Source organism: Streptomyces sp. CBMA156, from assembly GCF_014596515.1.
Taxonomy (GTDB): Bacteria; Actinomycetota; Actinomycetes; order Streptomycetales; family Streptomycetaceae; genus Kitasatospora.
Map to the genome: position 1 here is coordinate 1 of NZ_MSJQ01000441.1, position 10,258 is coordinate 10,258.

12 protein-coding genes are annotated in these 10,258 nt (G+C 72.7%); 3 read left to right on the top strand and 9 right to left on the bottom strand.

Annotated elements, in window-relative coordinates; all coding sequences use genetic code 11:
* Nucleotides 1-730: hypothetical protein (locus tag BU198_RS39780; protein WP_188301607.1), on the bottom strand; the 730-nt coding region annotated here is incomplete at its 3' end.
* A gap of 263 nt (nucleotides 731-993) precedes the next feature.
* Here BU198_RS39780 and BU198_RS39785 point away from each other — a divergent pair.
* On the top strand, nucleotides 994-1,911 hold the full coding sequence (locus BU198_RS39785) for an MBL fold metallo-hydrolase (protein WP_188301608.1): 918 nt from the start codon (nucleotides 994-996) through the stop codon (nucleotides 1,909-1,911).
* Between the two features lie 308 nt (nucleotides 1,912-2,219).
* Here the strand turns inward: BU198_RS39785 and BU198_RS39790 are convergent, their stop codons facing one another.
* The 4 genes from BU198_RS39790 to BU198_RS39800 all read right to left on the bottom strand — a co-directional run bounded on the left by BU198_RS39790 (nucleotide 2,220) and on the right by BU198_RS39800 (nucleotide 4,741).
* The gene (locus tag BU198_RS39790; protein WP_223245566.1) at nucleotides 2,220-3,038 is read right to left on the bottom strand and encodes an MIP/aquaporin family protein; all 819 of its coding nucleotides are present in this window, start codon (nucleotides 3,036-3,038) and stop codon (nucleotides 2,220-2,222) included.
* A 95-nt stretch (nucleotides 3,039-3,133) separates the two neighbouring features.
* On the bottom strand, nucleotides 3,134-3,799 hold the full coding sequence (locus tag BU198_RS39795) for a hypothetical protein (RefSeq protein ID WP_188301609.1): 666 nt from the start codon (nucleotides 3,797-3,799) through the stop codon (nucleotides 3,134-3,136).
* A 364-nt stretch (nucleotides 3,800-4,163) separates the two neighbouring features.
* A complete protein-coding gene (locus BU198_RS43105) occupies nucleotides 4,164-4,292 on the bottom strand; it encodes a hypothetical protein (RefSeq protein WP_317620515.1) in 129 nt (42 codons plus the stop codon).
* Between the two features lie 107 nt (nucleotides 4,293-4,399).
* The gene (locus tag BU198_RS39800; RefSeq protein WP_188301610.1) at nucleotides 4,400-4,741 is read right to left on the bottom strand and encodes an ASCH domain-containing protein; all 342 of its coding nucleotides are present in this window, start codon (nucleotides 4,739-4,741) and stop codon (nucleotides 4,400-4,402) included.
* A 185-nt stretch (nucleotides 4,742-4,926) separates the two neighbouring features.
* Here BU198_RS39800 and BU198_RS39805 point away from each other — a divergent pair, with 185 nt between their 5' ends.
* A complete protein-coding gene (locus tag BU198_RS39805) occupies nucleotides 4,927-5,376 on the top strand; it encodes a hypothetical protein (RefSeq protein ID WP_188301611.1) in 450 nt (149 codons plus the stop codon).
* Between the two features lie 608 nt (nucleotides 5,377-5,984).
* Nucleotides 5,985-6,335, top strand: coding sequence for a hypothetical protein (locus BU198_RS39810; RefSeq protein ID WP_188301612.1), 351 nt, complete (start codon nucleotides 5,985-5,987; stop codon nucleotides 6,333-6,335).
* A 122-nt stretch (nucleotides 6,336-6,457) separates the two neighbouring features.
* Here the strand turns inward: BU198_RS39810 and BU198_RS39815 are convergent, their stop codons facing one another.
* The 4 genes from BU198_RS39815 to BU198_RS39830 form a co-directional block, all read right to left on the bottom strand.
* Nucleotides 6,458-7,729, bottom strand: coding sequence for a sugar ABC transporter permease (locus tag BU198_RS39815; RefSeq protein WP_188301613.1), 1,272 nt, complete (start codon nucleotides 7,727-7,729; stop codon nucleotides 6,458-6,460).
* On the bottom strand, nucleotides 7,726-8,517 hold the full coding sequence (locus tag BU198_RS39820; protein WP_188301614.1) for an ATP-binding cassette domain-containing protein: 792 nt from the start codon (nucleotides 8,515-8,517) through the stop codon (nucleotides 7,726-7,728). The genes BU198_RS39815 and BU198_RS39820 overlap by 4 nt, the downstream gene beginning before the upstream one ends.
* Before the next feature lie 24 nt (nucleotides 8,518-8,541).
* The gene (locus BU198_RS39825) at nucleotides 8,542-9,639 is read right to left on the bottom strand and encodes a sugar ABC transporter substrate-binding protein (RefSeq protein WP_188301617.1); all 1,098 of its coding nucleotides are present in this window, start codon (nucleotides 9,637-9,639) and stop codon (nucleotides 8,542-8,544) included.
* Nucleotides 9,640-9,907: 268 nt separating this feature from the next.
* Nucleotides 9,908-10,258, bottom strand: a 351-nt coding sequence (locus BU198_RS39830; protein ID WP_188301615.1) for a GNAT family N-acetyltransferase, incomplete at its 5' end; no start/stop codon positions are given.

Below are 10,258 nucleotides of genomic sequence, written 5' to 3' on the forward strand. Positions count from 1 at the left end.
ACTCGGCGTACCGGGCCGCGGCGGGCCGTACGGCGGCCGGGGCGGGGGGCAGCTTGCGCTCCAGGCGGTAGCGCAGGACGGCGACCGCCGAGTGCAACGGGGCGGGCAGACCCGGCAGCAGGGCCTGCGCGAGGTCGGCGGCGGTGCTGCCGCGCTCCAGCCACCGCGCGACCAGGGGCGCGAGTTCACGTGCCTCGGCCTCTCCCAGCCGCAGGCGCGGCTCGGGGCGGACCACCCGGAACAGCGTGGCGACCGCCTCGCGCAACTGCCCTTCGTCGGCGGCCTCTTCGGAACCGGATGCCTCTTCGTCCTCTTCGGCCTCAACGACGTGCGGGCCGGGGAGGGAGGGTTCTTGGTACCGGTCCTTTGAAAGGGCGACAGCACCGCCGGTGGCCCCTCCACCGGGGACCGGACGGGTGACACCCGGCGGCGGCGCGAGCTGCGGGGTGTCGTAGACGTGCGTCTCGCTGACGATCGTGCCGTCCGGCAGGCGGATCTTCTCGACCCGGTAGAACCCGGCGTCCGTCAGCTCCTGCAGTGCCTTGCGGATCGCGCCACGCCCCTGGGGGCTGGTGTCGGCCATCCGCCGGCCGTCCTCGCGCCGGCCGTCCGGACGGGACAGGAGGTCCGCGAGCAGGCCGCGGGCGGTGTACGAGAGCCGTCGGCACTGCAGCATGCCGTTGGGCAACACGGTGAAATCGCGCACGTGGGCGCTACGATGGACACGCATCGGGAGTGTTGGCTCCTGTTGCCTGACCCCGGGGTGTTGGTAGCACCGCCGGGGTCTCCTGTTTTCGGTTGGATTACGGAACGTATCACAGCGATCACGCACACAACGGGCGTTCGCGACAACTTCCCTGACGCCCTACCAGGCCCGATCCGCCGGACGCTGTCACAAACCGGGCTCCTCGCCTGTCCTTTAGAGATGACCGGACGGTGCGACCCGCAGCACCGCCGAAGCCCCCGGCTGACGCTCATCGCGAGGAGAACCCCATGACCCAGGTCCACACCGCACACCCCGACGCGCCGGGACGCGACGAACCGGTCCCGTCGCGCTACGCGCTGAAGGTCGGCGACATCGACGTGACGGTGATCAGCGACGGGGTCCTGCCGATCTCCCCCGTGACCCTGGCCACCAACGCCCCCGCGGCCGACCTGAAGACCTGGCTCGGCGACATGTTCCTGCCGCTGGAGTCGATCGACTGGCCCCTGAACGTGGCCGTGGTGCGCAGCGGCGGCCGAACCATCCTCATCGACTCCGGACTGGGCACGGAGTTCCCGGGCTTCCCCCGGGCCGGACAGCTCGCCATGCGACTGGACGCCGCCGGCATCGACCCCGGCTCCGTGACCGACGTGGTGCTCACCCACCTGCACATGGACCACATCGGCGGGCTGCTCGTCGAAGGACTGCGCGGCCGGCTGCGCACCGACCTGCGGGTCCATCTGGCCGCCGCCGAGGCCGAGTTCTGGGAGGCGCCCGACTTCTCGCGCACCGACATGCCCGCCCCGGTGCCGGAGGTGCTGCGCACGACCGCGTCGCGGTTCCTGGAGGTGTACCGCGGCCAGCTGCGGCCGTTCGAGGCGGAGTACGAGGTGGCGCCGGGCGTGGTGGTGCGCCGCACCGGTGGTCACACGCCCGGCCACAGCGTCATCCGCCTGGAGTCGGGCGGGGACCGGCTGACGTTCGCGGGCGACGCGGTGTTCCAGTGCGGGTTCGACAAGCCCGACTGGCACAACGGCTTCGACCACGACCCCGAGGAGTCCACCCGGGTGCGGCTGCGCCTCCTGAACGAACTCGCGTCGACCGGCGAGCAACTGGTGGCCACCCACCTGCCGTTCCCGTCCGTCTGCCACGTCGCGGACGCGGGCAGCGGCACCTTCCGCTTCGTCCCGGCCGTCTGGAACTACTGACCGCACCCCCCGCACCCTCCCCGCACCCCAACACCCGCGCCGCGCACCGGAAGTCGACCCCGCCGACTTCCGGTGCGCGGTGCGGCGTGGCGTGGCGGGCCCCGGGCTCCGGGTCAGGTGCGGGCCGTGGCCACCGCGTGGCAGGGTGCGGCTCACGTGGGGGGCGGAGGTGGTGCACCGGGCCCGGATGGGGCACGGGCAGCGGATCGTGCGCCGCGGCAGCACGGACGTGGTCCGCTGTCGGCGGGCGGTGATCGTGCCGGCTTCGGCCGGCGCACCCCGCGCGTGAGCGGGGGAGCGGGGGCTGATCAGCCGGAGCCGGAGCCGGTGCCGGGGGCGTGGCGGGTCCGGGCCCGGCGGGCAGGTGCGGCGAGTGCGTGCCAGAGGCCGGCGCCGATGAACGCGCCGATCACCGGGGCGAGCAGGTAGATCCACAGATCGGTGGTGTTCCCGGACAGGAGCGCCGGGCCGAACTGTCGTGCGGGGTTGGCGGATCCGCCGCTGCGGGGGCCCAGTGACGCGATGATGAGGGCGGTGGCCAGGCCCACGGCGTACGGCAGCAGCCGGAGGGAGGCCGGGCGGCGCAGGAAGGCGCCGAGCATGAGTGTCACGACGACGATGGCTCCGGCCTCCGCGGTGAGCACCGCGGCGGCGTTCCAGGTCGGCGCGGGCGCCACGGCCGAGTACGCGATGGGGGCGTGGCGGGCGGCGGCCCCCCAGACGAGGCCGCCGAGCGCGGTGCCGGCCAGTGCTCCGGTCGCCTGGGCGGCGATGTACGGGAGGACGGCCCGCCCGGGAAAGGCCCCGAGGAGCCACAGGGCCACGGTGACGGCGGGGTTCAGGTGTCCGCCGGAGTACCGCCCGGAGGGCGACAGGATGAGCGCGGTCAACAGCGCGCCGACGAGCGCGCCGAGTACGGCCGGGGCGAGGTCCCGGTTCCCGATCGCGATGGGGGAGTCGGGCGCGAGCAGCCACCGCATCGCGGTGACGACGAGGAAGAGCAGCAGTCCGGTGAGGCCGAACTCGTGCGCGGCACGGCGCAGGGTGTGCCGGGCCGGGGAGGGCTGCGGGAGAGGCGACGTGGAGGAGGGGGTGTCCGGATTCGGGGGCGGTTTTCTGGTCCGCATGAGGGGTGACCTCGATGGTGTGGGGTGCGTGCCGGCAGGACTGCGGGGTGGGGAACCGGGCAGCACGAGGGTTCCCCACCGCCGTTCGGCCGTCGTCACCGAGCCGTGTGTGCGGCCTCCAGCCAGTTGAGGAACTCGCAGGCGAAGTGCCACTTGTGGCCGGTGAAGACGTGCTCGGGGGCGCTCGCGGGGAACTGGATCGTCAGGCGGATGCGCAGGCCGCGGGGACCGTCGCCGAACTCGTGCATGACGCGGCAGATCTCGGTGCCGTCCGTGAGCCGGCCGGTGCCGCCGATCCGGACGGGGTAGGTCTCGTGGCCCTCGTCCTCGATCGCGACGCCGTCGTGGAAGGTGAGGAAGAAGCGCAGCGGTCCGGAGCCGATGGTCTCGATGATCTCGACCACGCCGTCGGCGGAGTCGGCGAGGTAGTGCTCCGGGTTGGCGGCGAGCAGCGCCGTCCGGTCGGCGCTCGCGAGCCGGCCCTGCCACCAGGTCAGGAACTCCTCGGCGGTGATCCCGTTGATCTCCATCTCGGTCACGGCGGACTGCCACGCGCCGTCCGAGGCGTCCGGGAGCGGGGCCATGATCTCGTCCGCCACCCGGAGGTCCTCGGAGAGCAGCTCCCGCATCAGCTCGTCGCCGATCCGGCTCTTGAGCAGGGTGAGCGCGTTCCGGGCGCGGTTCAGCTCCCACTGGCGGATGTCGCCCTGCGTGTACTCCGTGCCGTCGATCACGGTCCGGACGGTCAGCGCGCCGTTCATGGCGTGCTCCTTTCGACGAGATGGAACCCTCAGGCGGAGACTTTCTCTCCGCTTCCAAGACGGTAGCATAGGCGGAGAGAAACTCTCCGGTTCGGTGGGGCGATGAAAGGCGGCACATCGCGGTGCGACCTACGTCGCACCGCCGGTGGACACTCATGAGGCCGACCGGATCGAGTGGATCCCGGTCTCCCGGATCCAGGGCATGATCGACCGGCGGGAGATCGTGGCAGGCGTCGCGGTCACCGGCCTGCTCCAGGCTCGCCCGGTGTCCCTGGACCGGCAGGAAAGCATCCTCGTGAAGAGACCGTGGTATCCGCGAATACCCGGGCCCGCTCGGCTGCACTGGTGGGTGCCCCTGTCAGGTTCAGCGGGTCGGACGGAGCGTCGCCGTCAGCCGGGGTGAGTCCGGCGAGGGCTGCTGGGCGTTGAACGCCTGGTAGCCCCAGGACTCGTGGAGATGCTGGACTTTCCCGTCCCCGGCGAGCGGGTTCACCAGCAATGTGACACGGCCTTCGGTGCGCCCGGCCAGCAGCGCGTCATTCGGGCCCGCAGAAGTCGGCGGGATCGACTTCCCGTGCGTGGCGGAGTGCCGGGCCCCGGCTACGGGGCGAGGCGCAGGTGGATGGCGAGGACGCCGAGCCGTTCCTTCTCGGGTGGGTAGATCTCCCGGCAGGCGGCGAGGAGTTCGGCGCGGTCCATGCCCTCGGATCCGATCGCCTCGTTGTCCTCTGCGTCGAGCATCGCCTCGAAGCTCGGGTACTCGGAGACCTTGACGACCCGGGTACGGCAGTGGGCGTCCCCGGACTCGAAGGCGAGCAACTGCCCCGGGTGGATCCTGCGCATGCCGGGGTAGCCGACGCGAACCTCGATGGTCTTGGTGCCGTTGGCGATCAGGTCGAGGTAGGGGCGGCGGATCCGGATGACGCGTTCCTGGTCTGGCATGAGGTGGCGTTCCACTTCTGTGCTGAAGAAGGAAGGGCCAGGGCAGGCGCTCCGCCCTGCCCGCCGAACCGGAGGGTGTGCCCGGCCGGTTGAACCGGTGGCGCCGGTTCCTCCGTCAGCACTGGTGAGGGGAACGGCCGTTCGCCTCCCCCGACCGGTCGTCACGTCTCCCTTCTGGAGCAGTCATGAAGTTCGTCAAGGCCCTCGCCGTCTCCGCGGCCGCGTTCGCCGCGCTCTCCGTCGCGGCGGTGCCCGCCAGCGCGGCGGGTGGGGGCGGTGGCGCGGGTGGGGGTGCCACGCCTGCGATCAGCACGTGCAGCAGCAAGGTGTGGGGCGGCACGTTCCTGTGCGGTGGCGCGTACGGCGAGGGTGCGGTGACCTACTACTTCCGTGACGGCCGTCAGGAGGTGTTCGTCATCGGTACCGACCACGCCGTGTGGACGCGCTGGACCGACAAGTCCGGTACCAAGAGCGGTTGGTTGTCCATGGGTGGTGTCTTCACGGGCCCGGTCGGCATCTCCGCCACGGACATGGGCTACGGCAACTTCGAGATCGCCGCGAAGGGCACCGACGGCCGGACCTGGGCCCGCGTCCGCGACACCAACGGCGACTGGAACCGGTGGGCCGCGCTCTGACCGGCGCGTTTCCGGGTGGGCGGGCGGCCGGCCGTCGGCGGCGACCGCCTCCGGCCCGCTGAGGACACCGGCCCCGGCCGCCCATCGCCGTGGGCGGCCGGGGTCTTTCGCCGTCTCCGAACCCGGCACCCCGCGGACACAGGAGACGGGAAACGGGCACGAGCCTGCTCCGGGTGCTCGCCCGGTGCCGCCAGGCCGGCAGGCCGACATCTCGTGAAGATCGACAACCAGTGGCAGGCGGGCCGCGCGCGGCGGCGCGGCCGCCATGACCTCCCGCGCCCGGGTCGGCACAGTCCCGGTCCGGTGCACCCGCCCGGACCAGGCCGGGGCGGCGGATCCAGATGCCGGGTTCCTGGTCCGGCATGGGGTGGTGTTCCGCTTCCGTGTACGCCCTCGCCCGCTGCCGCGCCCCCGCAACTCGCCTGTGAGCGGGGGAGCGGGGGAGCGGCCGTCGTTGCCTGCCCCGACACCGACCGGGCCCGGCACCGGCCGGGTCCTGCCTGTGGGCCGTGAGAGGATGCCGCCCGTGATCTGCATCCGAAGGGGCCGTGCCGCGTAGAACGCCGGCCGCACTCCGGCCCCGGCGGCGCGGCCGGGGGTGTCCCTGGGTGCGCTATCGCGACGTCCCGGGTCTGTCGGGGGCGGCGAACGCCGCCGTGCGTGTGCTCGAACGGGAACGGCTGTCCCCGGGCATCGTGGCGGTGGCGCTGAGTGTGTGGTCCGTGCGCGTCCACGGCGCCGGGCGGCGGTGGAGGCCGTGGGAGGCCGAGTTCACCTGCTCCTGCTGCGGTGAGGGCTGGGCCCGGGACAAGCTGCAGGAGGCCCTGTTCATGCTGCCGCCGAGGGCCGGTGCCGAACTCCGGTCGCACGTCGAGCGCCTGGACCTGGTGCACCTCGGGCGAACACATCAGGAGCCGTCGGCGGACCCGGAGTCGGCGTGGTGGCACCGCAGGTGCTGACCGCCCTCGGCGTCCCCTGACACCGAGGGCGGGGCGTACGGGTTCCGGAGGGGCCGGGCCGGCCCACGGCGAAGGGCCCGGCGCCCCACCGCGGGGTGCCGGGCCGTGGCCCCGTCGCGCCCCTACGTGCGCCCGGTGCCGCGGGTGCGGCGGGTGAGGGAGTCGAGGACGACGGCGGCGAGCAGGACGGCGCCGGTGATCATGTACTGGATGGCCTGGGCGGCGTGGACCATGTCCAGGCCGGTGGTGATGGACTGGATGACCAGGATGCCCAGCAGCGCCGACCAGGTCCTGCCGCGGCCGCCGAAGAGGCTGGTGCCGCCGATGACGGCCGCGGCGATCGCGCTCATCAGCACGTTGCCGCTGCCCAGTTGCTTGTCGGCGGAGCCCTGCTGGGAGGCGTAGAAGAGGCCGCCGAGGCCGGCCAGGAACGCGGAGAGCACGAACACCGAGATCCGTACCCGGGCGACGTTGACGCCGGCGCGCCGGGCGGCCTCGATGCCGCCGCCGACGGCGAAGACCTGCCGGCCGTAGCGGGTGCGGCGCAGCACGAAGTCGGTGGCGAGGACGGCGCCGAGCAGTACGACCAGGGACAGCGGCAGGCCGCGGTCCTGGTTGAGGGCGTAGGCGGCGGCCAGGGTGAGGACGGCCAGGGCGCCGGCGCGGATGGCGCTGTCGGCGGTGGGGCGGGCGGTGAGTCCTGCGGCGCGGCGGCGGCGGGCGGTGTGCAGGTGGGCGGTGAGGTAGAGGGCGGGGGCGAGGACCGCCAGGCCCCAGGCGTAGGCGATGTCGCCGTCGCCGAGGAAGGTGGTGTCCAGGCTCGCGATGATGCCGTCGTGGCGGTTGTTGACGGTGCCGCCGCTGCCCAGGACCCACTCCTGGAGGCCGCTCCAGGCGAGCATGCCGGCCAGGGTGACCACGAACGCGGGGACGCCGATGCGGGCGAAGAAGAAGCCGTGCAGCAGGCCCATGGCGCAGGCCGCGCCGAGGGCGGCGAGGATGGCGAGCCATTCGGGCAGGTCCTGGCGTACGGCGAGGACGGCGGCGATCGCGGCGCTGGAGCCGGCGACGGAGCCGAGGGAGAGGTCGATCTCGCCGAGGATCAGCACGAAGACGACGCCGACCGCGATCAGGCCGGGCCCGGCGATGAAGCGGGTGATGTTGGTGAGGTTGTCGGCCTGGAGGAAGTGGTGGGTGACGGACTGGAAGACGACGGCGATGACGACCAGGCCGACCACGACGGGCAGCGAGCCGAGTTCGCCGGAGGCCAGGCGGTGCCGGGCGGCGGCGGCCCGCCCGGCCCAGCCCTGCGCGGGCTGGTGCAGCCTGGGGTCGGCGGCGGAAGCGGAAGCGGCGGCGCCGGCGGCGTCGGCGGGTGCGTCGGGGGTGCTCATACGGCCTCGGCCTCCTCGGTCTCCTCGGTGCGGCGGGCCCGGCGGGCGTGGGCGTTGTCGGTGGCGCCGGTGATGGCGGCGACGATCTGCTCCTGGGTGGTGCCCGCCACCGGGAACACGCCGTTGTTGCGGCCCAGGCGCAGCACCGCGACGGTGTCGGCCACGGCCCGTACGTCGGCCATGTTGTGACTGACCAGCACCACCGCGAGGCCGCGTTCGCGCAGCCGTTCCACCAGGTCGAGGACCTGGGCGGTCTGCTCGACGCCGAGGGCGGCGGTGGGTTCGTCCAGGACGACCAGGGAGGGCTCGCCGACCAGGGCGCGGGCGATGGCCACCACCTGCCGCTGTCCGCCGGACAGCGCGGCCACGGGGGTGCGCACGTCGGGGATGCGGATGGCGAGGGTGTCCAGCAGGCGGCGGGCGTGCTGTTCCATGGCGACCTCGTCGAGCAGGCCGCGGCGGCGTTTCTCGCGGCCGAGGAAGAGGTTGGCGATGACGTCGAGGTTGTCGCACAGGGCGAGGTCCTGGTAGACGGTGGCGATGCCGAGGGCGGTGGCGTCCTGGGGGCGGGCCAGCCGGGCCGGCTCGCCGTGCCAGGTCAGGGTGCCCTCGTCCACGGGGTGGACGCCGGCGATGGTCTTGACGAGGGTGGACTTGCCGGCGCCGTTGTCGCCGACGAGGGCGAGCACCTCACCGGCGTGGACGTCGAGGTCGACCTCGGTGAGGGCCTGTACGGCGCCGAAGCGCTTGGAGACCGCGCGCAGTCGGAGGACGGGTGCGCCTTTCACGGTTCAACCACCTTGGGGGAGGGCCTATTTGAGTCCGGCGGCGGCGCACGCGGCGGCGTAGTCGGCGGTGCAGATGTCGGAGGCCTTGTAGAGGCCGTCGGCGAGGACGGTGGCGGTGATGTTGTCCTTGGTGACGACCTTGGCGTCGAGCAGCTTGGCCGGGATGTTCCTGGCGGTGGCGTTGTCGGCGCTGCCGGTGGCGATGGCCTTGACGTCCTTGCCGCGCAGGAGGGCGACGGCCAGTTCGGCGGCGGTCTCGGCGAGCGGGCGGTAGGCCTTGTAGATGGTGTACGCCTGGTCGCCGTTGAGGATGCGCTGGATCGCGTCCAGGCCGGCGTCCTGGCCGCCGACGGGGATCGTGATGCCGGCGCCCTTGAGCTGGGTGATGATGGCGGCGGCCATGCCGTCGTTGGCGGAGTAGACGGCCTGGAAGCCGTTCTTGCCGAACTCGGTGACGGCGGCGGAGATCTTCTGCCCGGCGACGGTGGCGTCCCACTGCCCGGACTGCTCGTAGACGACCTTCTTCACCTTGCCGTCGAGGACCTTGTGCGCGCCGGTCTTGAACTGCGCGGAGTTCGGGTCGGCGTCGTCGCCGTTGATCATGACGATGTTCGCCTCGGCGGCCTTCGCGCCGAGCGCGTCCAGCAGGGCCTGGCCCTGGAGTTCGCCGACCTTCTCGTTGTCGAAGGAGGTGTAGGCGGCGACCGGGCCGTCGGCGAGGCGGTCGTAGGCGACGACCTTGACGCCCTTGGCGGCGGCCTCCTGGACCCAGCCCTGGGTGGACTCGGCGTTGTACGGGTCGAGGATGATCACCTTGACGCCCTGGGCGAGCAGGGTGTCGAACTGCTGCTTCTGCTTGGCGGCGCTGCCCTCGGCGTTGTTGTAGAGCACCTTGCACGGCGCGCACAGGGCCTTGACCTTGGCCTCGATGAACGGCTTGTCGAAGGACTCGTAGCGCACGGAGGAGGCGTTCTCGGGCAGCAGCAGGCCGATGGCGTCCGTGTTGCCGGCGGCGGAGTTCTCGTTCTTGGCGCCGCCGGCCTTGCCACAGGCGGCGGTCATGGACAGGGTCAGTGCGAGGCCCACGGTGGAGACGAGGGCGCGACGCAGAACGGCGTTCATCATGTGCCTCTCCCTGGGGTCGCCGCGGCTTCGCGGCAGGGTCGGAGGGGAGTCAATCCTGAGCGCGTACATGACGTCAATAAGTAAAACCACACTGCCCGCAATCCACAACCACTCGTTATCTTCGTGAACACGCCCCGGGCCGGCCGTGACGCGGAAGGCACGCGGAAGCGGGATTGCCCGCCTGCCCCCGCCCCGTCAGCGCGGGTGTCCCAGGTGCGGGAAGCCGGCCGGCAGGTCGGTGTGCGGGCCGGCGGGCCCGGGCCCGTTACGCCCGCAGGAGGCCCGCCTCGTGGACCCGCGCCGGCGCCACCGCGCTCGTCGGGCGCTCGAACAGGGCGCCGCTGCGGCTGCCGGCCACGGTGCGCACCCAACGCCAGCCCCGCGCACGGTAGTAGGCGTGCAGCGCGGTGTTGTCGCTCCACACGTTCACCCGCAGCAGCCCCGCGCCCGCCCGCGCGGCCCGCCAGGCGGCCCAGTCGCCCAGACGGGCACCGACGCCCTGCCCGGCGTACCGGCGGTCCACCGTGAACGAGCTCAGGTAGCGGGCCGGGACGGCGAGTTCCTCGCCGCTCCACAGACGGGGGCTGCCGGCCGGGCGCAGCGTCAAGGTCGCGAC

Excerpts from the sequence above, each read along its gene's own strand:
- BU198_RS39785 (WP_188301608.1), top strand. The coding sequence starts at position 994 with ATGACCCAGGTCCACACCGCACACCCCGACGCGCCGGGACGCGACGAA.
- BU198_RS39805 (WP_188301611.1), top strand. The coding sequence starts at position 4,927 with ATGAAGTTCGTCAAGGCCCTCGCCGTCTCCGCGGCCGCGTTCGCCGCG.
- BU198_RS39825 (WP_188301617.1), bottom strand. The coding sequence starts at position 9,639 with ATGAACGCCGTTCTGCGTCGCGCCCTCGTCTCCACCGTGGGCCTCGCA.
- BU198_RS39815 (WP_188301613.1), bottom strand. The coding sequence starts at position 7,729 with ATGAGCACCCCCGACGCACCCGCCGACGCCGCCGGCGCCGCCGCTTCC.
- BU198_RS39795 (WP_188301609.1), bottom strand. The coding sequence starts at position 3,799 with ATGAACGGCGCGCTGACCGTCCGGACCGTGATCGACGGCACGGAGTAC.
- BU198_RS39800 (WP_188301610.1), bottom strand. The coding sequence starts at position 4,741 with ATGCCAGACCAGGAACGCGTCATCCGGATCCGCCGCCCCTACCTCGAC.
- BU198_RS39790 (WP_223245566.1), bottom strand. The coding sequence starts at position 3,038 with ATGCGGACCAGAAAACCGCCCCCGAATCCGGACACCCCCTCCTCCACG.